At 61.4% G+C, this 23,544-nt stretch carries 22 protein-coding genes and 4 pseudogenes; 11 read left to right on the top strand and 15 right to left on the bottom strand.

Annotated features, from left to right (window positions below):
• The first annotated feature begins 285 nt into the window (after window positions 1-285).
• The 3 genes from rhtA (at window position 286) to AC07T0_RS25415 (ending at window position 1,822) form a co-directional block, all read left to right on the top strand.
• The gene (gene rhtA / locus AC07T0_RS25405) at window positions 286-1,173 is read left to right on the top strand and encodes a threonine/homoserine exporter RhtA (protein ID WP_495003771.1); all 888 of its coding nucleotides are present in this window, start codon (window positions 286-288) and stop codon (window positions 1,171-1,173) included.
• Between the two features lie 165 nt (window positions 1,174-1,338).
• Complete coding sequence (locus tag AC07T0_RS25410; protein ID WP_495003772.1) at window positions 1,339-1,662, top strand: hypothetical protein; 324 nt, start codon at window positions 1,339-1,341, stop codon at window positions 1,660-1,662.
• Between the two features lie 7 nt (window positions 1,663-1,669).
• Complete coding sequence (locus AC07T0_RS25415; RefSeq protein ID WP_495003773.1) at window positions 1,670-1,822, top strand: hypothetical protein; 153 nt, start codon at window positions 1,670-1,672, stop codon at window positions 1,820-1,822.
• Between the two features lie 4 nt (window positions 1,823-1,826).
• Here AC07T0_RS25415 and AC07T0_RS25420 read toward each other — a convergent pair whose 3' ends face one another.
• Window positions 1,827-2,825 carry a zinc-dependent alcohol dehydrogenase family protein gene (locus tag AC07T0_RS25420; RefSeq protein ID WP_495003774.1) on the bottom strand — a complete coding sequence of 333 codons (999 nt, stop codon included), beginning with the start codon at window positions 2,823-2,825 and terminating at the stop codon, window positions 1,827-1,829.
• Between the two features lie 113 nt (window positions 2,826-2,938).
• Between AC07T0_RS25420 and AC07T0_RS25425 the strand changes: the two genes are divergently transcribed.
• Window positions 2,939-3,826, top strand: coding sequence for a LysR family transcriptional regulator (locus AC07T0_RS25425; RefSeq protein ID WP_495003775.1), 888 nt, complete (start codon window positions 2,939-2,941; stop codon window positions 3,824-3,826).
• Window positions 3,827-3,949: 123 nt separating this feature from the next.
• Here the strand turns inward: AC07T0_RS25425 and AC07T0_RS25430 are convergent, their stop codons facing one another.
• From AC07T0_RS25430 to AC07T0_RS25445, 4 genes are all read right to left on the bottom strand, one after another.
• Window positions 3,950-5,758 (bottom strand): aminopeptidase P family protein, encoded by a 1,809-nt coding sequence (locus AC07T0_RS25430; protein WP_495003776.1) that lies wholly within the window; start codon window positions 5,756-5,758, stop codon window positions 3,950-3,952.
• Window positions 5,759-5,804: 46 nt separating this feature from the next.
• A complete protein-coding gene (locus AC07T0_RS25435; RefSeq protein ID WP_495003777.1) occupies window positions 5,805-6,974 on the bottom strand; it encodes an aminotransferase class V-fold PLP-dependent enzyme in 1,170 nt (389 codons plus the stop codon).
• Window positions 6,975-7,212: 238 nt separating this feature from the next.
• Window positions 7,213-7,839, bottom strand: coding sequence for a LysE family translocator (locus AC07T0_RS25440; RefSeq protein ID WP_495003778.1), 627 nt, complete (start codon window positions 7,837-7,839; stop codon window positions 7,213-7,215).
• 105 nt (window positions 7,840-7,944) lie between these two features.
• Window positions 7,945-8,073: a hypothetical protein gene (locus AC07T0_RS25445; protein WP_495003779.1), complete on the bottom strand. Its 129-nt coding sequence runs from the start codon at window positions 8,071-8,073 to the stop codon at window positions 7,945-7,947.
• A 399-nt stretch (window positions 8,074-8,472) separates the two neighbouring features.
• Between AC07T0_RS25445 and AC07T0_RS25450 the strand changes: the two are divergent.
• The 4 genes and pseudogenes from AC07T0_RS25450 to AC07T0_RS25465 all read left to right on the top strand — a co-directional run.
• Window positions 8,473-8,580: pseudogene (locus AC07T0_RS25450) on the top strand (FMN reductase); the annotation flags it as partial.
• A gap of 66 nt (window positions 8,581-8,646) precedes the next feature.
• On the top strand, window positions 8,647-9,105 hold the full coding sequence (locus AC07T0_RS25455) for an LLM class flavin-dependent oxidoreductase (RefSeq protein ID WP_495003780.1): 459 nt from the start codon (window positions 8,647-8,649) through the stop codon (window positions 9,103-9,105).
• Between the two features lie 112 nt (window positions 9,106-9,217).
• Window positions 9,218-9,784, top strand: a pseudogene (locus tag AC07T0_RS25460) (acyl-CoA dehydrogenase family protein); the annotation flags it as partial.
• An 8-nt stretch (window positions 9,785-9,792) separates the two neighbouring features.
• Window positions 9,793-10,896: a sigma-54 interaction domain-containing protein gene (locus tag AC07T0_RS25465; protein ID WP_495003781.1), complete on the top strand. Its 1,104-nt coding sequence runs from the start codon at window positions 9,793-9,795 to the stop codon at window positions 10,894-10,896.
• Here AC07T0_RS25465 and AC07T0_RS25470 read toward each other — a convergent pair.
• On the bottom strand, window positions 10,893-11,066 hold the full coding sequence (locus tag AC07T0_RS25470) for a hypothetical protein (protein ID WP_495003782.1): 174 nt from the start codon (window positions 11,064-11,066) through the stop codon (window positions 10,893-10,895). The two genes, AC07T0_RS25465 and AC07T0_RS25470, sit on opposite strands and share 4 nt — an antisense overlap.
• Between AC07T0_RS25470 and AC07T0_RS25475 the strand changes: the two are divergent.
• Window positions 10,987-11,175: pseudogene (locus tag AC07T0_RS25475) on the top strand (MerR family transcriptional regulator); the annotation flags it as partial. The gene AC07T0_RS25470 and the pseudogene AC07T0_RS25475 overlap by 80 nt on opposite strands.
• A 27-nt stretch (window positions 11,176-11,202) precedes the next feature.
• Here AC07T0_RS25475 and AC07T0_RS25480 read toward each other — a convergent pair.
• From AC07T0_RS25480 to sfnG, 4 genes are all read right to left on the bottom strand, one after another.
• Entirely contained in the window at window positions 11,203-11,949 is a 747-nt protein-coding gene (locus AC07T0_RS25480) for a sulfite exporter TauE/SafE family protein (RefSeq protein ID WP_495003783.1), read from the bottom strand.
• Window positions 11,950-11,970: 21 nt separating this feature from the next.
• Entirely contained in the window at window positions 11,971-12,900 is a 930-nt protein-coding gene (locus AC07T0_RS25485) for a LeuA family protein (RefSeq protein WP_495003784.1), read from the bottom strand.
• 29 nt (window positions 12,901-12,929) lie between these two features.
• Entirely contained in the window at window positions 12,930-14,072 is a 1,143-nt protein-coding gene (locus tag AC07T0_RS25490; RefSeq protein WP_495003785.1) for a mandelate racemase/muconate lactonizing enzyme family protein, read from the bottom strand.
• Between the two features lie 363 nt (window positions 14,073-14,435).
• Window positions 14,436-15,572, bottom strand: coding sequence for a dimethylsulfone monooxygenase SfnG (sfnG, locus tag AC07T0_RS25495; RefSeq protein ID WP_495003786.1), 1,137 nt, complete (start codon window positions 15,570-15,572; stop codon window positions 14,436-14,438).
• A 390-nt stretch (window positions 15,573-15,962) separates the two neighbouring features.
• On the opposite strand from sfnG, the gene AC07T0_RS25500 reads away from it, so the two are divergent.
• The gene (locus tag AC07T0_RS25500; RefSeq protein ID WP_495003787.1) at window positions 15,963-17,201 is read left to right on the top strand and encodes an acyl-CoA dehydrogenase family protein; all 1,239 of its coding nucleotides are present in this window, start codon (window positions 15,963-15,965) and stop codon (window positions 17,199-17,201) included.
• Window positions 17,202-17,445: 244 nt separating this feature from the next.
• A complete protein-coding gene (locus tag AC07T0_RS25505; protein ID WP_495003788.1) occupies window positions 17,446-18,225 on the top strand; it encodes a TSUP family transporter in 780 nt (259 codons plus the stop codon).
• Between the two features lie 147 nt (window positions 18,226-18,372).
• On the opposite strand, the gene nudC is transcribed toward AC07T0_RS25505, so the two are convergent.
• The 5 genes and pseudogenes from nudC to gnd all read right to left on the bottom strand — a co-directional run bounded on the left by nudC (window position 18,373) and on the right by gnd (window position 23,046).
• On the bottom strand, window positions 18,373-19,203 hold the full coding sequence (gene nudC, locus AC07T0_RS25510; RefSeq protein WP_495003789.1) for an NAD(+) diphosphatase: 831 nt from the start codon (window positions 19,201-19,203) through the stop codon (window positions 18,373-18,375).
• Window positions 19,204-19,223: 20 nt separating this feature from the next.
• Window positions 19,224-20,036 carry a crotonase/enoyl-CoA hydratase family protein gene (locus AC07T0_RS25515; protein ID WP_495003790.1) on the bottom strand — a complete coding sequence of 271 codons (813 nt, stop codon included), beginning with the start codon at window positions 20,034-20,036 and terminating at the stop codon, window positions 19,224-19,226.
• A 324-nt stretch (window positions 20,037-20,360) separates the two neighbouring features.
• Window positions 20,361-20,549: pseudogene (locus AC07T0_RS25520) on the bottom strand (HAD family hydrolase); the annotation flags it as partial.
• Window positions 20,546-22,069 (bottom strand): glucose-6-phosphate dehydrogenase, encoded by a 1,524-nt coding sequence (gene zwf, locus AC07T0_RS25525; RefSeq protein ID WP_495003791.1) that lies wholly within the window; start codon window positions 22,067-22,069, stop codon window positions 20,546-20,548. The gene zwf and the pseudogene AC07T0_RS25520, both read right to left, overlap by 4 nt.
• Window positions 22,066-23,046, bottom strand: a complete 981-nt coding sequence (gnd, locus tag AC07T0_RS25530; RefSeq protein ID WP_495003792.1) for a phosphogluconate dehydrogenase (NAD(+)-dependent, decarboxylating) — start codon at window positions 23,044-23,046, stop codon at window positions 22,066-22,068. The genes zwf and gnd overlap by 4 nt, the downstream gene beginning before the upstream one ends.
• Between the last annotated feature and the right edge of the window lie 498 nt (window positions 23,047-23,544).

Below are 23,544 nucleotides of genomic sequence, written 5' to 3' on the forward strand. Positions count from 1 at the left end.
CTTCGCGGGCAAGCTCCGCTCCCACAAGGACCTCGTTACACCGCAAACTCTCGGTCAGACCCGGACACTGTGGGAGCGGAGCTTGCCCGCGAAGCTTTTAGCGGCCTCAAGGACGCCATCGCCGGCAAGCCGGGCTCCTACAAGGGGGTGTACACCCCAAACCTTGCATCACTCACCTCCCATATAGAGGGACAAATCCCCATTGAGCAATATATTGCTCAACGGCGCTTTGTTCCGCATCATATACACCTGCCTCCCTTATATAGCCCCGGATGACACCGCCCCATGACCCAGCCGCCCCGCAGCCTGGCCTCGACACTCTTCCCCGTCGGTCTGCTGCTTATCGCAATGGCCTCGATTCAATCCGGCGCCTCCCTGGCCAAAAGCATGTTCCCGATTGTCGGCGCCCAGGGCACCACCACCCTGCGCCTGTTGTTTGCCAGCATCATCATGGTCTTGGTCCTGCGCCCCTGGCGGGCCAAGTTCACCGCCAAGTCGCTGCGTACCGTGATCATCTATGGCATTGCCCTGGGCGGTATGAACTTCCTCTTCTATATGTCCTTGAGAAGCGTGCCCCTGGGCATCGCCGTCGCTCTGGAGTTCACCGGCCCCCTGGCGGTTGCGATCTACGCATCACGCCGGGCCATCGACTTTCTCTGGATCGCCCTGGCGGTCAGCGGCCTCCTGCTGTTGATCCCCTCCGGCGCGACCAGCGCCAGCATTGACCTGCCCGGCGCCAGTTATGCTTTGGGGGCCGGTGTGTGCTGGGCGCTGTACATCCTGTACGGCCAGAAAGCCGGCAACGACAACGGCATCCAGACCGCCGCCCTCGGCGTGGTGATTGCCGCCCTGTTCATTGCCCCGATCGGTATCGTCCACGCCGGCGCCGCATTGCTCACCCCGGCGCTGATCCCCACCGCGCTTGGCGTCGCGATCCTGTCCACCGCCCTGCCCTACAGCCTCGAAATGGTCGCGCTGACGCGCATGCCCGCGCGCACTTTCGGCACCTTGATGAGCATCGAACCCTCCTTCGGCGCACTGTCCGGACTGCTGTTCCTGCACGAGTATCTGTCCGCCGCCCAGTGGCTCGCCATTGCCTGCATTATCTGCGCCTCCGTCGGTGCCACGCTGACCCTGCGCAAGGAGTCCGCGCCACCCGTCGCCGTCGATTGAAACAGAGTCTGATCCAGCGCTGGTATTTGCCGCGCAAATAAGACATGTTTATGCCTAACCCAATGCCAGCCTTGGAAATTTTGGACAAGGCGCTCAAGGAAGAAGCAGGCGGCACGAAAAGAGCCAAACCGGACGAATTGATCCGGGGCAGAGATAGGGATGGTAATGAAACGCTTCTTGATAGTTCTGGCGGTACTTACCGTCGCCGGCTGCGCCGCAACCTCGAAACCGATGAAATACGGTAAGCGCGGTGTACATATCAACTGTTCCGGGCTGACCTCTTCCTGGGAAAAGTGCTACACCAAGGCCGCCAATTCCTGCAGCGACAACGGTTATAGAGTGCTGGCCAAATCCGGCGATGCCGTGGAAGACCCGGGTGACTATCCGTTCGGTCTCAACCCGGCCGGCTATACCAGCCGGAGCATGATCATCATCTGCAACAAACCATCCACGCTGAGCCCTAAAGCGCCCCCGCTATCTGCCGATTGATTTCGTCATGGCTCGATCGCAACACCTGGCGCTGCATAGTCACCCGCATCCGCGCCCAAGGCGGGCAAGACACAGCCATTCTCCGGCCCTGGTCGGCGATCAGTTGTTCTTCGACCAGGACCGCCTCGACTTCGTCCGCGAAGCCTTGCTCCAGGACTGAAGAACTAGATCTCGACCACCAACCGACCTTGCGCTGAACCACTAGCCAGCAAGGTATAAGCCTCCTCGGCGGTGTGCAGGGTAAACTGCCGCGGATCGAGCAAAGGCTTCAATTGACCGGCTTCGATCAGCCGTGCGGCCTGTGCCAGTATTTGCCCGTGATGCTCGCGCCCTTGGCCGGTCAGCAATGGCAGTAGGGTAAACACCCCGGAGTAAGTGGCCCCGCGAAAGGACAGCGGTGCCAGGCTGTGCTGGCCCCAACCGAGGCAACTCAGGACATGCCCGTGATAGATCCGCGCCGCCTGGAACGACCGGTCCAGGGTTTCGCCGCCCACTGTGTCATAGACAATATCGAAGCCCTCGCCAGCGGTATGCTGCGTGACGTACGCCTCCACGCCATGCAGCCGATAATCGATAAAGGTCGCGCCGAAGCTCTCGATCTGAGCCTGTTGCGTGGCCGAACCGGTAGCGAAGACCCTGGCGCCGAAGGCCTTGGCAATCTGCACAGCCACATGCCCGACACCTCCCGCCCCGCCATGAATCAGCACCGACTGATCGGCGCCTACCCGCGCACGATCGACCAGGCCCTCCCAGGCGGTAATCAGCACCAGCGGCAATGCCGCGGCCTCGCGCATGCTCAGATTGGCCGGCTTGCGCGCCAGCAGTCGAGCATCGACCGCGGCAAACTCGGCCAGCGAACCCTGAGCACCGCCGATCCCGGTGGCCAACCCGTACACCTCATCACCCACCACCCAATCGGTGACACCCTCGCCCAGGGCTTCGATAACCCCGGCCAGATCCATGCCCAGGACTGCCGGCAACGGTTGACGGGCGTGACCGGCCTGGCCGGCGCGGATCTTGGCATCCAACGGGTTGATACCGCTGGCCTTGATACGGACCAACACCTGCCCCACCGCGGGGACGGGACGGTCGATAGAAACCAGACGCAGCGGCGCATTGGCGGCGTCGACCAGCAGAGCGTTCATTTCAAGCGAGTGGGACATGTCGGCAATCTCGAACAGTGGAAGTAAGACAAATCATGCACCTCATCACTCATGCCGATAAGACGCGCTATTGTTATAGTGATCATGCCCTTTTGGCATGAATGAGGCGTTCCGTGGATAAGCTCAATGCAATGACCATCTTTGTCCGCGTCGTCGAGCGCGGCAGTTTCTCTGCCGTGGCCCGGGAACAGCAGACCAGCCAGCCAACCATCAGCAAAATCCTCAAGGCCCTGGAAGCCGAACTGGGGGGCAAGCTGATCGCCCGCAGCACCCGCCAGTTGTCACTGACCGATGAAGGCCAGCGCTACTACGCACAGTGCCGAAAGATTCTAGCCGCCGTGGACAATGCCGAACACAGCTTCCAGTCGGGCCGGGAACAGGTCGCCGGCAGCCTGCGCATCGGTTCCTCAGTGAGTTTCGGTCGTTTGCAGATCGCCAGCCGGCTGCCTGACTTCCTCGCGCGCTACCCGCAGTTGGACATCGACCTGCAGCTCAACGACCAGAATCAGGACCTGGTCAAGGAGGGCCTGGATGTCAGTCTGCGTATCGGCGAACTGAGCGACAGCAACCTGATTGCCCGACGCATCGGCGATACCCAGCGGATCACCGTCGCCAGCGCCGCCTACCTGGCACGTTGCGGCGAACCGCAAACCCCTGGGCAACTGGCCGAGCACAACTGCCTGCAATTCAATCTGTTGAACAGCCAGAACCTCTGGCACTACGAAAAGGACGGACAGCGCTACAGCGTGCGCATCAAGGGCAATGCCCAGAGCAACAATTCGGAAGCGATTCGGGAAATGGTCCTGGGTGGGCTCGGCATTGCGCTGTCGCCGGTGTGGCTGTTCGCTGAAGATCTGAAGGCGGCTCGGGTCACGGCGATTTTGCCTGGCTATCAGACCCAATCGCTGCCGATCCATGCGGTGTTTCCGGCCAATCGTCGACAGTCCGCCCGGGTCAAGGCGTTTGTCGATTATATGAGCGATGCCCTGGCGGGACTTTGAAAACAGCACACCCCGTGCAGGAGCCGGCTTGCTGGCGATGAGGCCAACAAGCCTGTATCGGTCTTGCGGCCGCCATCGCCAGCAAGCCGGCACCTACAGGATTGCGCTGCCCGAGGTCATCGGTCAGATCGCAGCGGTACGGGTGTTCAACCAGACCAGCGCCGCGCCGTCCAGCAACGGACTCAGACGCTCGCGCACTTCGGCGTGATACGCGTTGAGCCAGTCACGCTCTTCCTGTGTCAGCAACGCCGGCTCCAGGCAACGAGTGTCAATCGGACACAGGGTCAGGGTTTCGAACTTGAGGAACTCGCCGAACTCGCTCTTGCCCGCCTCACGGTTCAGCACCAGATTTTCGATACGCACGCCCCAACGGCCCGGACGATAGGTCCCCGGCTCGATGGAGGTGATCATCCCCGGCTGCATGGCGGTCTGCGGCGCCGGTGCGGCCTGATAGGCGATCACCTGCGGACCTTCGTGCACATTGAGGAAGTAACCGACGCCATGACCGGTGCCATGCCCATAATCCACGCTTTCGGCCCAGATCGGGGCGCGGGCGATAGCGTCCAGCAAAGGCGATAGAATCCCACGGGGAAATTGCGCGCGGGACAAGGCGATCACACCCTTGAGCACTCGCGTGCAATCACGTTTCTGCTCGGCCGTCGGCGTGCCCACCGGGACCATCCGGGTAATGTCGGTGGTCCCGCCGAGGTATTGACCGCCGGAGTCGATCAGCAGCAGGCCGTCACCCTCGATCAAGGCATGCTCCGCCTCGGTGGCGTGATAGTGCGGCATCGCACCGTTGGCGTTGAACGCCGCGATGGTATTGAAACTCAGCGACACATAGCCCGGACGCCGCGCCCTGGCGGCGCTCAGGTGCTCATCGATGGTCAGCTCGGTGACACGTTCATGACCCAGCGCGGTTTCCAGCCAGGCAAAGAATTCGCACAAGGCCGCCCCATCCTGCTCCATGGCCTGGCGGATATGCAGCGCATCGTCGAGGCTCTTGCGGGATTTGGCCAAGGTCGTCGGGTTGAGCCCCTCGACCAGCGTCACTTCCCGAGCCAGATTGTCCAGCAAACCGACCGTCACCCGCGCCGGGTCGACCAACAAGCCCGCCCGCGGCGGAATGCTGGCCAGCGCCGCACCGATTTCGCTGTAGTCACGCAAGGTCACGCCATCGGCCTTGAGCACCAGCGCCAGCTCGGCACTCACCTTGCTCAAGGACACGAACAGCGTGGCCTGCTCCTGGCTGACCAGGGCAAAGGAAACGAATACCGGGTTGAAGGACACATCGGCACCGCGCAGGTTGAACAACCAGGCGATATCATCCAGCGTGGCGATGAAATGCCAGTCGGCGCCACGATTTTTCAACTCACCGCGCAACTGCGCGAGCTTGTCGCCACGGCTGACCGTCGCTTGCGGCGGCAGATGCGGGTAGATTGGCCGGTTCGGCAGCGCCTCGCGGTCTTCCCAGACCTGGTCGAGCAGGTCAATGTCAGTGCGCAGCCGTGCGCCACGGGCCTGCAACTTGTCGCCCAGGCTCCGCGCCGAAGCCAGCGCCATGACCGCACCATCCACCGCGACCACGCCACCTGGCGATGCCTGTTCGGCCAGCCAATCCAGCGGACCAGGTTGCCCCGGCAGCAATTTCATCAGTTCAATACCGCTGCCGGCCAGCTCCTTGGTTGCCTGCTCCCAATAGCGGCTGTCAGCCCAGACGCCGGCGAACTCCGGCGTCACGATCAAGGTGCCGACCGAGCCATGGAAGCCTGACAGCCACTGCCGGCCCTGCCAGTAGGCGGGCAGGTATTCCGACAGATGCGGATCGGCCGACGGCACCAGCAACGCCTGCACGCCTTCGCGGCGCATCAGCTCGCGGGTACGTGCCAGGCGCTGGGGAACGGTTCCTTGACTCGGGGTCTGCGTACTCATTGTGTCTCCTGCTAACCACTTATTATTCAATTGTTATCCGACACGCTCACGGCTGGGCAAGCGCCCAGAACGGTGCCGGTGCACTCAGGCTGGCCTTGATCGCCGCGGCGGCGCGGTCGATGTCCTGCTCGGAAGTAAAACGCCCCAGGCTCAGGCGAATGGTCCGCCCGGCCAGACGCGCATCGTGCCCCAGCGCCAGCAGCACATGGGACGGCGCCTGGCTCGCGGAGTTGCAGGCTGACGTCGCCGAGTACGCCAGGGACCGCCCCAGGGCCATAGCGTCGAACTCGCCTTCGGCAAAGGTCAGACTCAACGTATGGGGGATGCGTTCGGTCGGGCTGCCGTTCAGACGCAGGCCCGGGACATCCGCCAGTTGTTCGAGCAAGCGCTGGCGCAGATGACGGATGTTGGCGATTTCTTCTTCCAGATGCTCGGTCGCCAGGGCAAAGGCACTGCCCATGCCGGCGATCTGGTGGGTGGCCAGGGTGCCGGAGCGCAGGCCGCCTTCATGGCCACCCCCGTGGATCTGCGCGTGCAGTTTCTGCTGCGCGCGCGGGCCGACGTACAAGGCGCCGATGCCCTTGGGACCGTAGACCTTGTGCGCGGAAAACGACATCAGGTCCACCGGCAAGGCGGCCAGGTCGATCGCCACCTTGCCCGCGCCCTGAGCCGCGTCCACATGAAACAGTGCGCCGTGTTGACGTACCCGTTGGCCGATGGCGGCGATGTCATTGAGGGTGCCCAGCTCATTGTTGACCAGCATCAGCGAGACCAGGAAGGTGTCCTCGCGCAGGACCTCGCTGACCATGGCCGCGGTGATCAACCCTTCGCCATTCGGCACCAGGTAGGTGACGGCCACGCCGGCTTCCTGGAGTTGCCGGGCGGTATCGAGCACCGCCTTGTGTTCGATCTGGCTGGTGATCACATGCCCGCCGCTGACACCCCGGGCCTGGGCGACGCCCTTGAGCGCCAGGTTGTTCGATTCGGTGGCCCCGGAGGTCCAGACGATCTGCTCGGGGTTCGCCCCCACCAGGCTCGCCACCTGTTGCCGGGCCTGCTCGACCGTCTGCCGGGCGCGCTGGCCGAAGGCATGGGAGCTGGACGCCGGGTTGCCGAAATTACCGGAAAAGCCGAGACACTCGACCATCACCCGGATGACCCGCTCATCCACCGGCGTGGTGGCGGCATAGTCGAAATACAGAGGAAGTTCAGTCATGGCAAAAAACTCATAAAGCGTGTCCCGCGGATCGATCCCTTGCTGATCACCCACCCTGTGGTTGGGCGGACAGCTATATCCGATGGAAAACGATTAAAGAAAGATAACTTTCATTAAAAGTGCGTAGGAACGCTCCTAAAATCCAGCTTACAGGCCCGGGGAAGGTGTTGCGAGTGTCAATCGTGCTGGAACAGGCGGCCCGCTTCAACGGCGAGGACAGGAAACACGCAAGGGCGGGTCAACGCAGCAGTTGCCGCGCACTCTCATGCAACATCGGGTACAACGAAATCACCAACAGCAGCGCCATACCGATATTGAACAGCCGCAGCCAGCGCGGATCACGCAGCACGTTGCGCAACAGGCTGCCGCAGGCCGCCCAGAGACTGACGCTGGGCGCGTTGATCAGAGCGAACACCGCCGCGATCACCCATACATTGCTGGAATAGCCCTGCAATGGCGTGTAGGTGCTGATCGCGCCGACCGCCATCACCCAGGCCTTGGGATTGACCCATTGAAATGCCGCGGCGTTCCAGAACCCGAACGGGCGGCCCGGCCCCTGCTCCGACTCGCCGACCGGTCCGGAACCGGCGATCTTCCAGGCGAGGTACAGCAGATAGGCGCCACCGATATAACGCAATACCGAGTAGCACACGGGATAAGCCTCGAATACCGCGCCAAGACCGAGGCCCACCGCCAGTACCAGGACAAAAAAGCCGCAGGAAATACCCAGGATATGGGGAATGGAACGGTTGAAACCAAAGTTGACGCCGGACGCCAGCAACATCGCGTTGTTGGGGCCGGGGGTCACTGAAGTCACCAGGGCGAAAAGGGCAAAGCCCAGCAGCAGGTCCAGCGAAAGGGTCATGAACAGCATCCAGCCATAAGCTCAGTCAGAGACTCAGCCTATCCCACCGACTTGGCGGAACTCACGCACAGTTGGCAAAAACTTGGACCGATACAGTTTTACCTTTCAGCTCTGTGGGCTGTGTCTGTTACTGCCACGATCCGCGCTGATCTCACCCTGGTCATCGAAACCCTGGACCTTCCGTGACGGCCCCATCAGTTGCGCCTTCTGCTGCTGCATGGATGAATGTTTCATGGCGCGACTCCCGGGAACCTGGCGTGAGGCAATGGACACAGGCTACCCGGCGCGCCGGCAGGGCAAAAATCACCCAGCTCGATAATCGCTATCGATCACCTCGGCCGTTCCGGGCTGCGGGCACCTAATATTCCTAAAAGTCCTATAAATATGTAAATACGTTCATTTACGGAATATTAAAAACCCCTTACAACTGTTCCCACAGCCGATCCGCTGTTGCCAGGGCAACTGTTCGCCGGCCAACAGTCGATCAACAAAACCGTCCGCCAGCCAGCACCCGACGCCCGCTCCAACCGGCCAAGGGCCTGAAAATACGGGACTTGGGTTATTGGTACAGCTCTTGCTCAAACCCTGTCACTGACCCTGCTCGCTGAGCAACTGTTTGAAAAGGAACTGATCATGTCTCGCGCACTGAAAGTCGTTGCCCTTTCCGGCGGCACCTACCGTCCCTCCGGTACCCTGGTGCTGACCCAGGCCGTCTTGGCCGAGCTGGCGCAAATCCGCCCGTCGAAAGCCACCGCGTTGCTCGGTGCCCACCCCACGCCACTGCTGAAAATCGCCTGAGGAACTCTCGTGGATGTTTTCTGGTTTCTCCCGACCCACGGCGATGGCCATTACCTGGGCACTACCCAGGGCGCGCGCCCGGTCACCCTCAACTATCTGAAACAAGTGGCCCAGGCCGCCGACAACCTTGGTTATCACGGCGTGCTGATTCCCACCGGACGCTCCCGCGAGGACTCCTGGGTCATCGCCTCGATTCTGGTGCCACTCACCGAACGTCTGCGTTACCTGGTGGCGATCCGTCCCGGGATCATCTCGGCGCGGATCAAGGAGTACGCCGACCTGGGTATCGAGAGCTTTATCTTTTCCGGTTACCCACACCTGGAAGAAGCCTATCGCTTCGCCGAGCGGGTGTTCCCGCTGTTGCCCGCCCCCTATGCCAGCCTGGCCGGACGTGGCATCACCAACCTGAGCGGGCCGTTTGGCGAAATGATCGCCAACGATGTGTTGCCGACCCAAGCTGGCGCCTGAACCAGTGGGAGCGGAGCTTGCCCGCGAAGCTTTTGGCGTCCTCACGGACCTCTTCGCGGCGGTGCGGCGATCCGACAAGCTCCGCTCCCACACAAGCTCCGCGCCCACACGCGGCTGGCGCGAATTCTCCGGCAAGAAAAGCTTCTGCTCCGACGCCAATGACTCACAGATGCTGATCGCCTCGGCGGTGGACGAAAGCGCCGGCGGCAAGTTGCTGATTGCCGCCATCCCCAGCGGGCGCAGCGGCATCACCCTGCATGACGACTGGCACAACATGGGCCAGCGCCAGACCGACAGCGGCAGCGCCAGCTTCGAACGGGGGCGGGTCGAGGAATCCGAGCTGCTGCTCGACCCCGGCCCCTTGAGCACACCTTTTGCCTGCCTGCGGCCACTGATCGCGCAACTGACCCTGAGCCATATGTTCCTCGGTATTGCCGAAGGCGCTTTCGAAGAGGCCCGGCAGTACACCCTCGACGAAACCCGACCCTGGTTCAAATCCACCGCCCGGGATATTCGCCAGGCCCCTTACGTGCTCAACCACTACGGCGACTTCTGGGTCGCCCTCGAAGGTGTCCGCCTGCTGGTGGAACGCGCCGCCGGGCTGCTGGACTACAAACTCCAGGAACTCGGCGACTGGGCCCTGAACCAGACGCTGCCGCCCCCCACTTTTTATTCCTAGAGAAGCCTATGCAGCTGCTAACGTTACCGCCCTCGCCGGCCCTGGCCACCTCCATCCGCGCCACCGCCCAGGTGTTCGAAGACCCCAAGTCCCAGGCCCTGCTCGCCCACCTGCAACAAGTGGCGCCGAGCGAAGCCAGCGTGCTGATCATCGGTGAAACCGGCACCGGCAAGGAGCTGGTGGCCCGGCATATCCATAACCTCAGCGCCCGCCGTAATCGCCCGTTTGTCGCGGTCAACTGCGGGGCCTTCTCCGAATCCCTGGTGGAAGCCGAGCTGTTTGGTCATGAAAAAGGCGCGTTTACCGGCGCCCTCAACGCCAAGGCCGGCTGGTTCGAAGAGGCCGACGGCGGCACCTTGTTCCTCGACGAGATCGGCGACCTGCCGATGCCGATCCAGGTCAAGCTGCTACGGGTCCTGCAGGAACGCGAAGTGGTACGCCTCGGCTCGCGCAAAAGCATCCCGATCAACGTGCGGGTGTTGGCGGCCACCAATGTGCAGCTGGAAAAAGCCATCAACGCCGGGCACTTTCGCGAGGACCTGTATTACCGCCTCAATGTTGTCAGCCTGGAGCTCAGCCCCCTGCGCGAGCGCCCCGGCGATATCCTGCCGCTGACCCGACACTTTATCGAAAGCTACAGCCAGCGCCTGGGCTATGGCGATATCCGCATCAGCCCCAGCGCCGAACAAAAACTCAGGAGTTATGGCTGGCCGGGCAATATTCGCGAGCTGGAAAACGTTATCCACCACACCTTGTTGATCTGCCATGACGGCGTGATCGAGCGCGACGATCTGCGCCTGTCGAACCTGCGCATCGAACGTCAGGACGACAGCGGCAACGCCCTTGATGACTCGGCCGAAGCCTTACTCAACCGGGCCTTCCAGAAACTCTTCGAGGAACAGGCCGGTGCACTCTATGAAAAGGTCGAGGATGCGTTGCTGCGCGCCGCCTACCGTTTCAGTCACTACAACCAGGTGCACACCGCCGGCCTGCTGGGCCTGAGCCGCAATGTGACCCGCACGCGGCTGATCAAGATCGGCGAGTTGGCGGTGAACAAGCGCCGTGCGGGCGAGAACGTCCAGGGTGAGCGCATGTTGCAACTCTCTATTTAGCCCACCAGGGCGCACTGCAAGGCGTCGTCCTGGCTGCGCTCGATGCGGCGCAGGACCCGGAACGAATCGAAGCTCACCGCCTTGGCGTGATGGAAACGCTTGTCGGAAAACGGGAAGACCGAACTGGACGAACGCATCGCCCGGTTGACCCGGCTGCGGGACAAACTCAACGGTTGTATCGGCTGCGGCTGCCTGTCGATGGAGAACTGCCCGCTGCGCAACCATGGCGATATGTTGGGTGCCCATGAGACCGGGGCGCGGCTGCTAGAGCCACGGTGAGCCTGGCCACCTGGTGACTGAAGTTGATCAGTAAAAAAGCATCCTCAACGCCAGCACGACCACGACCACGTTGAACACTGCTTCCATCCAGTCGTCACCTTTTTTCAAGGCAAACTTGGCACCGGCATTGGCGCCCAGCAAGGTACCGAGAATCAGGCAGGTGCCATATTGCCAATTGATGATGCCACTCAGACCAAAGATCAGCAGCGACCCCACGGACAGTACAAGCCCGCCGACCTTTCGAGTGCCCACCGACTCGCTGATGCTCTTCTTGAAAAAGAGGATGTACAGATAGGTCGAGAGTTTGGCTTGCCCACCAAACAAGCCACCGATCATGCCAATGGGAATGAAAAGAAGGTATCCGAAAAACTTGCTGATCGTTGAGGGTGTCCTGTCGGATGTACGTGGTTTCTTCACCAGGGAGAGCGCAACCAGCAGCAACGTCAGCAGGCCAATCACCCGGTGCAGCAACAACGCATCGATTTGCAACAACAGACTCGCACCCGCCAGAGCGCCCAGCAGCCCCAGCACCGCCGCGGGTATGGCGACGACATAGTCGACTTTGCCCTGGTTATGAAAATGTCTCAGGCCTGCGACCATGGTGCCCACCGAAGCCAGGCGGGCAGTGGCGATCGACGACTGTGGCGGTATGCCCAGCCAGATCATTACCGGCACGGTCAGGAATACACTGCCTCCGGTATTGGTGCCGACAAAGCCGGTCACCAATCCGAGGACCACCAAGCCGATCCCGGTCAACCATTCACTGTAAATCATTGCGCCACGCTCACTGGTTTATCACTCGCTCAGACATACAGGATCGACCCAGTGATAGCAGTTGCTGTCCCTGGCGTTGGCGGTCCGGTGGAGCTTGGCAGTATGCACAAAGCTGTACTCGCCAATGATAGGGCGTCGGCGGTCGAATGAGTCGCCAATGGCCTGGGATACCGTGCTACTCAGTTTCAGGACTTTCTGGCTTTTTCCGGTACTGGGGATCGAGTTGTAGTGAAGGTTGGTAATCAGAAGACAGGTTTCGGTGATACCACAGCGCTCTCCAATACCGTTGACGGTGCAAGAAACAAAGGTTGCTCCCGCCTCGATGGACGCCAGCGTATTCGCCATCGCCAATCCCCTGTCGTCATGGAAGTGCACCTCGAGATCGACAGCGGGAAGGGACTTCCTGATCAGTCCTATAGTAGAGAGCACCTCAAAGGGCTCACAGATACCCAGTGAGTCCGCAAAGCAGATTCTGTCCGCCCCCGCATTCCTGGCAATTTCGAAGGTCTCAATCAGGTCGGCCAGAGATGTTCTGGAGGCGTCCTCAATGGTGTAACGGACTTCTAGCCCCAGTGACTTCGCATGCAGGATACTTCGCCATACCAGCTCTTGTATTTCGGTTTTGCTTTTCCTGAGCCGATGTCGTTGGGACGACTCATTGACACCGGCAAATATTCCGACCCAATTTGCTTGGGTTGCAGATACGGCATCGATATCGTCCCGATGGGCGCGTGCATGCGCAAGAACGTTCTTGACGCACTTTGATCTGACCAATGAAGAAACCCGGTCGAACTCCTGTTTCGAGGCGTAGGGATGACCGGCTTCGATGAAATCGATCCCGGCCTCGGCCAACGCCTCACCCACGATCAAGGTGGCCTTGGTGGTCAGCTTGACTCCAGGCGCCTGATTGCCTTCGCGCAGCGTTGAGTCGACAAGCGTGATGAGTTCCATGTTGGGCAATCCATTGCGTAGGAGGGTGATTAAATACTGGACGTTTCGATGACTTTATAGGCGGTCGAGTACGAAAACAGTTTTTCCTCATTCACCTCGATCCCTAATCCCGGTCTGTCGATCGACAATCGGACTTTACCGTCGGCAAACGAATAACCACATTCGCTGACAATATCATCGGCGAACCTTTCGCTCGGACACCCATATCCCGTGGTCGCCACGCTCTTCAATGTTGAAACGAAGTGGTGAAGCGCAGCCGTACCGATACCGAACGGGTGCATGCTTCCGGTACTGACTTGCAGGTCGCAAACCTCGGCTGCCGCACAAAGCCGACGCGAAGCCAGTATTCCGCCGGATTTGAAAGGTTTCAGGCAAATGGCATCCGCAGCATTGAAATGGATGATCTCCTTGAGGTCCCGGCAGGTAAACAAACTTTCATCGGCAATGATCGTCGTGGACACGTTACGCTTCACTTCAGCCAAGCCCACTATATCGTGGCCAGGTGTGGGTTGCTCCACGGCGAAGACACCATGCTGCTCTATACGCTTGATAAACTGGATGGCCGTCGGGATGTCGTAGGCACAATTGGGATCGACCTCAAGCTCGAAGTCGTCGCCCAAGGCCTGCCGGACTGACTTGAAGCAAGCGTAATCGTCTTTCAGAACCCCCGACCCCTTGAGCGTCAGTCTGCGATAACCAAGATCCTGTAATTGTAGCGCCCGCTCGGTGACGATTTTGGGAGCAGCAAACGGCAAGCTGCGACTCACCTCATAACTGAGGTTATAGGCTCCACCCAATAAATTACAGACGGGTACATTGAGTATTTTTCCCGCCAAGTCCAACAGCGCATGATCGACAGCGCACTTGGCAAACAGATGGCCTTGAATCAATACATCGAGACTGTTCATGAGCACTTCGAATTGGCAAGGATCCTGGCCTATCAATGCAGGGCACAAATAGTGTTCGAGGATGGCAAACATAGTCTCGGGCGTATCGCCCTGCGCCGGATAACGCCTGGAAATAATGCCCGACTCCCCCCACCCCGTCACGCCCGTGTCGGTGGTCATTTTCAAAACAATATGACGCCCCTTCGGTGTGACATTGGTAGCCGTTTGATAAGGCGCCTTGTAAGGAACTTCAGCCAGAAACACTTCAGCTTTGGCAATACGCATATCGACAACTTCCTGTTGACGGAAATGGACAATGAACAAACCGAAACGAAACATAGTTTATTGGATCCAATTACATCAAGTATCAAATACGATACAATCACGATACAGAAAGTGACAAAGTTTCATTTCGAGAGCGGTTGTTTTTTAAAAAAACACACAAAATCTTATTTTTTTTGATTTAATTCAATGCCCCTCAAAAATGTTTCAAATCAAAAACATTCTCCATTCATTCAGTTTTTATTCACCTTAACAACACTCCTACACCCGTTTATAACCATACAGTCTAACTCTATTCACATCCTGCTGCTCCTCCGCCCTCTCCCCTGCTTGGCGAGAGGGAGCATCTTTGAAATGACGCCTGACTCAGAAGCCGGGGGCGATCTGCCCCTTGTTGTTGGAATATAGGTCTACCTCCTCCGTCCGCCCGGCCTTCTTCGCCTCCAGTTCGCGCACCAGCGGCAACACGCGCTTGCCGAAGTACTCCACCTCTTCCTGGAAGTGCAAGAACCCCGCCAGCACCAGGTCCACGCCCACGGCTTTCAAGGCGACGATCCGTTCGGCGATCTGCCGCGGCGTACCGATCAGATTGGTCTTGAAGCCGTCGTTGTATTGCACCAGATCCTCGAAGCTGGACTTGGCCCAGTTGCCCTCGCCTTCCGGCGACGACTTGCCCGCCTGTTTCGCCGCATCGCCAAACGCGCCGACGGCCTCGGGGTCGGCCTTGTCGATGATTTGCGCGAGCACCGCACGGGCCTCTTCCTCGGTGTCGCGGGCAATGACAAAGGCGTTCACCCCGACTTTCACCGAGTGGCCGTTGGCGGCCGCCTTGGCGCGGATATCATCGACCTGGGCCTTGATCCCTTCGGGCGTGTTGCCGTTGGTGAAATACCAATCCGAGACCCGCGCCGCCATGTCCCGCGCCGCCCGGGAACTGCCGCCCTGGAAGATCTCCGGGTGCGGTTGGCTCAGGGGCTTGGGTTTGAGGCTGTAGTCGTTGAAACGGTAGAAGTCGCCCTTGAGGGTGAACTGATCTTCGGTCCAGATGCCTTTCAGCGCGCGAATGAACTCTTCGGAACGGCGATAACGTTCGTCGTGTTCCAGCCAGTGTTCGCCAATGGCATGGAACTCACCGCGAAACCAGCCGCTGACGATATTGACGGCAATCCGGCCCCCGGTGAGTTGATCGATGGTCGCCAGTTGCTTGGCCGCCAACGCCGGTTGCCAAGGGCCGGGCAGGATCGCGGCGATCACTTTCAGTGTGTGGGTGGCGGCCAGCAGAGCATGGCTGAAGGCAACCGACTCATGCTGGTACTCGGCACCGTAGCCGGCGGTGAAGCGGATCTGGGTCAGGCCGTACTCGAACCCGGCCGCCTCCGCCAACTGTGCCAGCTTGCGGTTGTAGTCGATGTCCCAACTGGTGCGCTGTTCGATCTTGCTGACCACCAGCCCACCGCTGACATTGGGCACCCAGTAGGCGAATTTTACGGCTTGCTGACTCATGCTGTTGAACCTCGGCGCGGGGGAATGTTCAAGGAGGTAGAGCAGCAAGCGTGCCAGTGACCGGGAGCGCGCGAGCTTGCCGGAGCGCCGATGTGTGAAGCCTGAAATACAAACCCTGTAGGAGCCGGCTTGCCGGCGATGGCGGTCAATCAGACGATGCATGTCTCACGGGCCCCATCGCCGGCAAGCCGGCGCCTGCCAGGGGCGCTGCAAGCTGGAAGATTTGTGGTCTGGCAGGACGATTTGTTGAAACGCTGTGTACCTGGCAACAGCTACCCATCGCCGGGCACCGGCAAGCGCCCGTCCCAGCGGCTCTGGCGCCCTCGGCATGGACCGTGCAAACAGGCCTGGCAAGCGTACTTTCCCTGCCTGTCCTCAAGGAGCTGTCCCATGACCGAACACCAGGTGATCAACCCGCTGTCCCTTGGCGTTGACTACGAATCCCTGGCCGAACGCTTTCGGCCGATCTTTGCCCGCATCGCCGCCGGGGCAGTGGAACGGGAGCAATCGCGCGACCTGCCCCACGAGCCGATCCAGTGGCTCAAGCTGGCCGGCTTCGGCGCCGTGCGGGTGCCCGTGGAATATGGCGGTGGCGGTGCCTCCCTGCCCCAGCTGTTCCAACTGCTGATCGAACTGGCCGAGGCCGACTCCAACGTACCCCAGGCCTTGCGCGGACACTTCGCCTTTGCCGAGGACCGCCTGAATGCCCCGCCCGGGGCGAATCGCGACCTATGGTTCAAGCGCTTCGTCGATGGCGATATCGTCGGCTGCGCCTGGACCGAAATCGGCAATGTGGTCATTGGCGACGTGGTGACCAAGGTCACGCCGGATGGCGAACAGTGGCGTCTCAACGGCGAGAAGTTCTACAGCACCGGAAGCATCTTCTCCGACTGGATCGATGTCTACGCCCGCCGCAGTGACACCGGCGGCGATGTGATTGCCGCCGTGCGCACGCCTCAGCCGGGGATCGAACACAGCGATGACTGGGACGGTTTCGGCCAGCGCACCACCGGCAGCGGGACTTCACGGTTTGTCGATGCGGTGGTGGAAGCCGGGCAGGTGATCGACTTCGCGACCCGTTTCAAATACCAGACGGCGTTCTATCAACTGGTGCTGCTGGCGACCCTGGCCGGCATCGGCCGATCGGCCCTCAAGGATGTGGCGCAGCAGGTGCGCAATCGCACGCGCATCTACAGCCATGGCAATGCCCAGCGCTCCAGCGAGGATGCCCAGGTGCTGCAAGTGGTGGGCGAAGTCGCCGCCCGGGTGTATGCCGCCGAAGCCAGCGCGGTACGGGCCGCGCAGCCGGCGCAACGGGCTTATGTGGCCAGGTTTGGCGGTAGCCGCGAGCTTGAACGGCAAGCCAATGTCGACGCGGAAATCGAATCGGCCACGGCCCAGGTGGTGGTGTCCGAGTTGATCCTGCGGGCCACCAGCGAATTGTTCAATGCCCTCGGTGCTTCGGATGTACGCCAGGGCAAGGCGCTGGACCGGCATTGGCGCAATGCGCGGACGGTGTCGTCGCATAATCCGCTGATCTACAAGGCGCGGATTGTCGGCGATTGGGTGGTCAACAGGAGCGAGCCACCGTTTGTCTGGCAGATCGGCAATGGGCCGCGATCCAGGTAAAGGTCAGATTCAGCAGTGCTGCTCAGGCCGCCTTCGCGGGCAAGCTCCGCTCCCACAGGACCGGGTTGATACCACGGCACCCTGGACAGACACGGTCAGTGTGGGAGCGGAGCTTGCCCGCGAAGGCGTCAGCACAGACACCGCAGCCCAAGCCGTCAGGGTCGCAGCAACATTCGGTAATGGGTAAGATGGCGGCCTTTGAGCGCCACCTTGCCGCGCCGCCTGCCGACCTAAGCCGCCCCCCATGCCTTTCGATCTCAGCGTTGACCTGACCACCCTCGCCATTCTCACCGTTGTTGCCTTTATCGCCGGATTCATCGACGCCATCGCCGGCGGTGGCGGCCTGCTCACCACTCCGGCGCTGCTCACCGCGGGGCTACCACCGCATCTGGTGCTGGGTACCAACAAGCTCAGCTCGACCTTCGGCTCGGCCACCGCCGGCTTCACCTTCTATCGGCGCAAGCTGTTTCAACCAGGACAATGGAAACGGGCGATTCTCGGCACCTTCGTCGGCGCGCTGATCGGCGCCGTGACCGCGCACTTCATGCCGGCCGAATGGCTGAACAAGATGCTCCCGGTGATTGTCTTCGCCTGCGGCCTGTACCTGTTGTTCGGCGGCACGCCCAAGGCGCCGCTGGACAGCAACGCGCCGATCAAAAAGAAATGGCAACTGCCCCAGGGCCTGGCCCTGGGTTTCTACGACGGCGTGGCCGGCCCCGGCACCGGCGCCTTCTGGACCGTCAGCAGCCTGCTGCTCTACCCCATCGACCTGGTCAAGGCCAGTGGCGTGGCCCGCAGCCTGAACTTCGTCAGCAATATCGCCGCGCTGTCGGTGTTCGTGTTTTCTGGCCAGGTGGACTGGGTGATCGGCCTGTGCATGGGCGTGTCGGTGATGCTCGGCGCCTTCTTCGGCGCCCGCACCGCCATCAGCGGCGGGGCGAAGTTTATCCGCCCGGTGTTTATCACCGTGGTCCTCGGCCTGACCGTGCGCCTGGCCTGGCAACACTGGTTCAGCGTGGCCTAAATCCAGAAAACACCACGTAACCTGTAGGAGCCGGCTTGCCGGCGATAGCGATTTTCCAGGCGACGATGATGTCGGCTATCAGATCGCATCGCCAGCAAGCCGGCTCCGACAAGGACGGTGCATGGCCATGAATTGAGCGGTATCAGGCTAGACCGGCAGCAGCGGTTCCGAATAACCCAGGCGCCGCGCCAGATACAGGTCGATCAGGTAGCGGGCAATCGAACGCGAAGCCGGCAACGGCGGCATATTGTGAATGCTGAACCACTGGGCATCCTCGATCTCGTCCGCCTGCGGCACGATCTCACCGCCGGCGTACTCGGCGTGAAAGCCCAGCATCATCGAGTGCGGGAACGGCCAGCACTGGCTGCCCATGTACTGGATATTCTTCACTTCGACCTGCACTTCCTCACGCACTTCCCGAATCAGGCACTCCTCCGCCGACTCACCCGGCTCGGCGAAACCGGCCAGGGTGCTGTAGACCCCAGGCACAAAGCGCGGCGAACGGGCCAGCAGCACTTCGTCGCCGCGGGTCACCAGCACGATCATGCTCGGCGAGATCCGTGGGTAACTGCGCAGGTCGCAGGCCTGGCAGAACATCGCCCGCTCCAGATGCACCTGGGTCATGGCCTGGCCGCAGCTGCCGCAGAAGCGGTGCTCGCGCGCCCAGGTGCCGATCTGCGCGGCATAACCGAGCATGCGATAGATCGTGTGATCGCCCTCGAGCATGAAGGCCCGCAAGCCCTGCCAGCGACCACCCGGCAGTTCGAAGCCGGACTTCAGCTCCAGCAGGTAGACCGGCTCGCCGTCCAGCTGCCCGATACCATGCTCGGCCAACAGCGACAGGTCCTGGCGCTTGAGCCACTCACGGGGAAACAACACCCCGTTGTCGTCCAGCAGGAAACCGGCGGGGCTATGCACCACGGCCCAGCCACCGGCCTGCTCGATATCCAGTACAGCGGTTGTCCAGCGTTGAGTCATCAGTGAGTCCTTGGCAGGCTTCAATCAGGGAATTCGGCTTTCTGCTTGCTCATATGCGCGGCGATGGCGACGCGCAGGTCAGTGGATTGCAACATGGCGGCGTTCCAGGTGGCAACGTATTCCAGACCATCATCGATCCGATGGTCGCGCATATAGCTGATCATCGCCTTGGTCCCGGTGACCGCAATCGGTGATTTACCGGCAATTTCCCGGGCAATCGCCATCACACCATCAAGCAAGGCGGCATGATCGGGGTAGACGCGATTGACCAGGCCGATGCGAATCGCTTCGTCGGCGCCGAACTGGCGTCCGCTGTAGGCCAGCTCACGCAGCATGCCGTCGCCGATGATACGCGGCAAACGTTGCAAAGTGCCGACATCGGCGGCCATGCCGATATCCACTTCCTTGATGGAAAACTGCACGTCCTCGGCGCAGTAGCGCATGTCGCAGGCGGCGATCAGGTCGACGGCACCGCCCAGGCAGTAACCCTGGATCGCCGCCAGGACCGGCTTGCGACAGTTGTCGACGGCGTTGAAGGAAGCTTGCAGCTCGAGGATCTTGCGCCGCAGCAGGCGGGCGTTGCGGCCAACATCCTTGCCCAGCTCGTTGGCCACCGAGGCCAGCAGCATCAGGTCGATCCCGGAAGAGAAGTGTTTGCCGGCGCCACTGATGACCACCACGCGCACGGCGTCGGTGTCCTCGATCCACTGGAAGATCTCGATGATTTCGCTCCAGAAGGCCGCGTTCATCGCGTTGATCTTCTCCGGGCGATTGATCCGGACATGGGCGATGTTGTCTACCAGTTCGACGTGGAAGGCTTGGTATTCGGACATGACGGGCATCCTTGGCAGGGCACTGGAAGGTTGGAACTATAGCAAGCAGACCGGCCTGGCTGGAGGAAGCGGATGTGCCAAAAGCAGGACCGGGCAGTCCCTCGGGTCAGGGGTGAATGGCCGCCTTCGGCGGTTCGCGGGCAAGCACCGCTCCCACAATGTCCGGGGCGCTCGCGGTTTGGCGTACGACGAAAAACCTGTGGGAGCGGTGCTTGCCCGCGAACCGCCATGGGCGGCCATCCGAAGCGGATCTATCGCCTGGCCAGGACAAATTGCTCGAAGAATTTCGCCAGGGTCAGCAGCACCTCGCCCTTGTTCGCCTGCTGGGAATATCCCCCCCAGCGCCTCGATCTGCTCGCGCATGGCCGGTGGCGAGGCGGAAAACACCCCCGCCGCGCGCAACGCCCGCCCCGCCTCGACCGTGCGCGGACTAAGGCGGTGATCGGGACGCAACAAGGTGCCGTCCATATCGCTGAGCAGCAAGTGGATGGGATACTGCGCGCACTCACTCAGCCGAGGCCGTGCCAGACGCGGCCGTCACGGGACAGCAGTTCGTCGGCGGCCTGCGGACCGTTTTCCCCAGCCTTGTAGCCCTGCACCTGATTGTCCTCGTGCCAGGCATCGAGGAACGGTTGCACCGCCCGCCAGCCGTTCTCGATATTGTCGGCGCGCTGGAACAGCGTCTGGTCACCGGTCAGGCAATCGTAGACCAGGGTTTCGTAGCCGGTGGACGGCTGCATCTCGAAGAAGTCCTTGTAGGCGAAACCCAGCTCGACATTGGTCATCGCCAGCGCCGGCCCCGGACGCTTGGCCAGCAGGTCGAACCACATGCCTTCGTTGGGCTGGATCTGGATCTTCAGGTAGGTCGGCTGCAAGCGCTCGACCTCGGTGTCGCGGAACTGCGCATACGGCGCCGGCTTGAAGCAGATGGCGATCTCCGTATCACGCACGCTCATGCGCTTGCCGGTACGCAGATAGAACGGCACGCCGACCCAGCGCCAGTTGTCGATCATCACCTTGAGCGCGACATAGGTTTCGGTGTTGCTGTCCGCCGCCACGTTGCTTTCTTCACGGTAACCGGGCACGGCCTTGCCGCCCAGTTCACCCGCGCTGTACTGGCCACGCACCGAGTTAGCCCGGGCCTCCTCGACCGTCCAGGGACGGATCGCGCCGACCACCTTGGCCTTTTCACCGCGCACCGCATCGGCACCGAAGGCCGCCGGTGGCTCCATCGCCACCATCGCCAGCAACTGGAACAGGTGATTGGGCACCATGTCCCGCAGGGCGCCGGTATGCTCGTAGAAACTGCCACGGGTTTCAACACCGACGGTTTCCGCGGCGGTGATCTGCACATGGTCGATGTAATGGTTGTTCCAGAACGCCTCGAACAAGCCGTTGGAGAAACGGCTAACCAGGATGTTCTGCACGGTTTCCTTGCCCAGGTAATGGTCAATGCGATAAATCTGCTTCTCACTCAGCACCTTGAGCAGGCAAGTGTTCAAGGCTTCGGCGCTGGCGAGGTCGGAACCGAAGGGCTTCTCGATCACCACCCGGCGGAACGCCTCGGGGGTTTCTTCGAGCAGCTTCGCCGCCCCCAGTCGCCGCGTCACCTCGCTGAAGAAGCGCGGCGCGGTCGCCAGGTAGAACACCGCATTGCCGGTGCCGCTGGCGGCGATCTTCTCGCCCAGGGCAGCGTAAGTCGAATCGTCGAGAAAGTCGCCCTGAACGTAGCTGATGTGCTTCGCCAGCTTGTTCCAGATCCCGGCGTCCAGCGCCGTCTCCGCACTTTCCCCAGTCTTGGCCGCGACTTCGGCGCGACTGAATGCCTCGAGCTTCTTGGCAAAATCGGCGTCGCTGATGGCGTTGTGATCGACACCGACGATATGCAGGTTATCGCCCACCAGGCCATCACGCGTCAGGTTGTAGAGCGCCGGCATCAGCAGGCGCTTGACCAGGTCGCCGTGGGCGCCGAAGAGAAACAAGGTGGTCGGTGGCGCCGGCTCGACCTTGCGCTTGGTGCGAGCGGCATTCATTTTTTCGGTGTCTCCACATGACCACCGAAGCCGAAGCGCATCGCCGACAGCAGTTTGTCGCCATAGGTGCTTTGCTGGCGCGAGCGAAAGCGCGCGAACAGCGAGTTGGACAGCACCGGCACCGGCACCGCTTGTTCCATGGCCGCCTCGATGGTCCAGCGTCCTTCGCCGCTGTCGGCCACCGCGCCACTGTAACCGTCGAGTTTCGGATCGCTGGCCAGGGCGTCGGCGGTCAGGTCCAGCAACCAGGACGAGACCACGCTGCCGCGCCGCCAGACTTCGGCGATATCCGCAAGGTTCAGGTCGAAACGCTGGTCCTCGGGCAGGCTCGGCGAGTTCTTGGTCTTGAGGATATCGAAGCCTTCGGCGAAGGCTTGCATCATGCCGTATTCGATACCGTTGTGGATCATCTTGACGAAGTGCCCGGCGCCCGGCGGACCGGCATGGATATAGCCACGCTCGGCACGATCATCGGCGCTGACCCGGTCGCGGGTGCGGGGAATGCTGCCGATCCCCGGGGCCAGGCTGGCGAACAGCGGATCGAGGCGTTCGACTACCTTGGCGTCACCGCCGATCATCATGCAGTAACCACGTTCCAGGCCCCAGACCCCACCGGAAGTGCCGACATCGATATAGTCGATGCCCTTTTGCGCCAGCTCCTGGCCACGGCGGATATCGTCCTTGTAGAAAGTGTTGCCGCCGTCGATGATCACATCGCCGGCGTCCAGCAGTTTGCTCAACTCGGCGATGGTGTCCTCGGTCGGCCCGCCGGCCGGCAGCATCACCCAGACCGCACGCGGCTTGGCCAGACCGGCCACCAGCGCCGGCAGGTCGGCGACAGCGCTGGCGCCCTCTTTGCCCAGGGCGGCGACGAAGTCGGTATTGCGGTCATACACCACTGTCTGATGGCCATCAAGCATCAGGCGCCGCGCGATATTGCCGCCCATGCGGCCCAGTCCGATGATTCCCAGTTGCATGCAGGGTACTCCCGATATCGATGAAAAAGCTCTGACACACCTTAGCCCAGCGGCACACGGATGTCTGTCTCGATATCGGCTGGAACCCGGGTTGCAGACACCAGCCGGGGCATTTTCAAGCACTCGTATCCGGCTCCGTGGTGCTGAAAAACAGCGTCTGGACCATGGCCTTGTCGAGAATCCGACCGCGATGGATATCCAGCGTCAGTTGCGCCCGGCCGCCCTGCCCGGCCTGTATTCTGGCAGCCGCGCTGCCGGGCCGAGGCCTGGGCCTGGGCCTGGCTGCCCAGGCGCCGTTGCGCGAGGGTCTTCAGATGGGCGCTGACAAAGCCGGCATCCGCGGTCGTGGGCGCCGGTCGCGAGGGTCGGACGGCCCTCGAACAGCTCACGGGCAGTGTCTCTGTACTGCTGCAGCGAGGTCGGTTGATCGGGCATGGGGGCGCAATCCTTGGCAAGGAAAAGTCACCAGCTAACCGCAACAACCCCCCCCCTGGCGCT

It is taken from the genome of Pseudomonas sp. GW821-FHT04D07 (genome assembly GCF_059420225.1).

Excerpts from the sequence above, each read along its gene's own strand:
- rhtA (WP_495003771.1), top strand. The coding sequence starts at position 286 with ATGACCCAGCCGCCCCGCAGCCTGGCCTCGACACTCTTCCCCGTCGGT.
- AC07T0_RS25410 (WP_495003772.1), top strand. The coding sequence starts at position 1,339 with ATGAAACGCTTCTTGATAGTTCTGGCGGTACTTACCGTCGCCGGCTGC.
- AC07T0_RS25415 (WP_495003773.1), top strand. The coding sequence starts at position 1,670 with ATGGCTCGATCGCAACACCTGGCGCTGCATAGTCACCCGCATCCGCGC.
- AC07T0_RS25420 (WP_495003774.1), bottom strand. The coding sequence starts at position 2,825 with ATGTCCCACTCGCTTGAAATGAACGCTCTGCTGGTCGACGCCGCCAAT.
- AC07T0_RS25430 (WP_495003776.1), bottom strand. The coding sequence starts at position 5,758 with ATGAGTACGCAGACCCCGAGTCAAGGAACCGTTCCCCAGCGCCTGGCA.
- AC07T0_RS25435 (WP_495003777.1), bottom strand. The coding sequence starts at position 6,974 with ATGACTGAACTTCCTCTGTATTTCGACTATGCCGCCACCACGCCGGTG.
- AC07T0_RS25440 (WP_495003778.1), bottom strand. The coding sequence starts at position 7,839 with ATGACCCTTTCGCTGGACCTGCTGCTGGGCTTTGCCCTTTTCGCCCTG.
- AC07T0_RS25445 (WP_495003779.1), bottom strand. The coding sequence starts at position 8,073 with ATGAAACATTCATCCATGCAGCAGCAGAAGGCGCAACTGATGGGGCCG.
- AC07T0_RS25465 (WP_495003781.1), top strand. The coding sequence starts at position 9,793 with ATGCAGCTGCTAACGTTACCGCCCTCGCCGGCCCTGGCCACCTCCATC.
- AC07T0_RS25480 (WP_495003783.1), bottom strand. The coding sequence starts at position 11,949 with ATGATTTACAGTGAATGGTTGACCGGGATCGGCTTGGTGGTCCTCGGA.
- AC07T0_RS25485 (WP_495003784.1), bottom strand. The coding sequence starts at position 12,900 with ATGGAACTCATCACGCTTGTCGACTCAACGCTGCGCGAAGGCAATCAG.
- AC07T0_RS25490 (WP_495003785.1), bottom strand. The coding sequence starts at position 14,072 with ATGCGTATTGCCAAAGCTGAAGTGTTTCTGGCTGAAGTTCCTTACAAG.
- sfnG (WP_495003786.1), bottom strand. The coding sequence starts at position 15,572 with ATGAGTCAGCAAGCCGTAAAATTCGCCTACTGGGTGCCCAATGTCAGC.
- AC07T0_RS25500 (WP_495003787.1), top strand. The coding sequence starts at position 15,963 with ATGACCGAACACCAGGTGATCAACCCGCTGTCCCTTGGCGTTGACTAC.
- AC07T0_RS25505 (WP_495003788.1), top strand. The coding sequence starts at position 17,446 with ATGCCTTTCGATCTCAGCGTTGACCTGACCACCCTCGCCATTCTCACC.
- nudC (WP_495003789.1), bottom strand. The coding sequence starts at position 19,203 with ATGACTCAACGCTGGACAACCGCTGTACTGGATATCGAGCAGGCCGGT.
- AC07T0_RS25515 (WP_495003790.1), bottom strand. The coding sequence starts at position 20,036 with ATGTCCGAATACCAAGCCTTCCACGTCGAACTGGTAGACAACATCGCC.
- zwf (WP_495003791.1), bottom strand. The coding sequence starts at position 22,069 with ATGAATGCCGCTCGCACCAAGCGCAAGGTCGAGCCGGCGCCACCGACC.
- gnd (WP_495003792.1), bottom strand. The coding sequence starts at position 23,046 with ATGCAACTGGGAATCATCGGACTGGGCCGCATGGGCGGCAATATCGCG.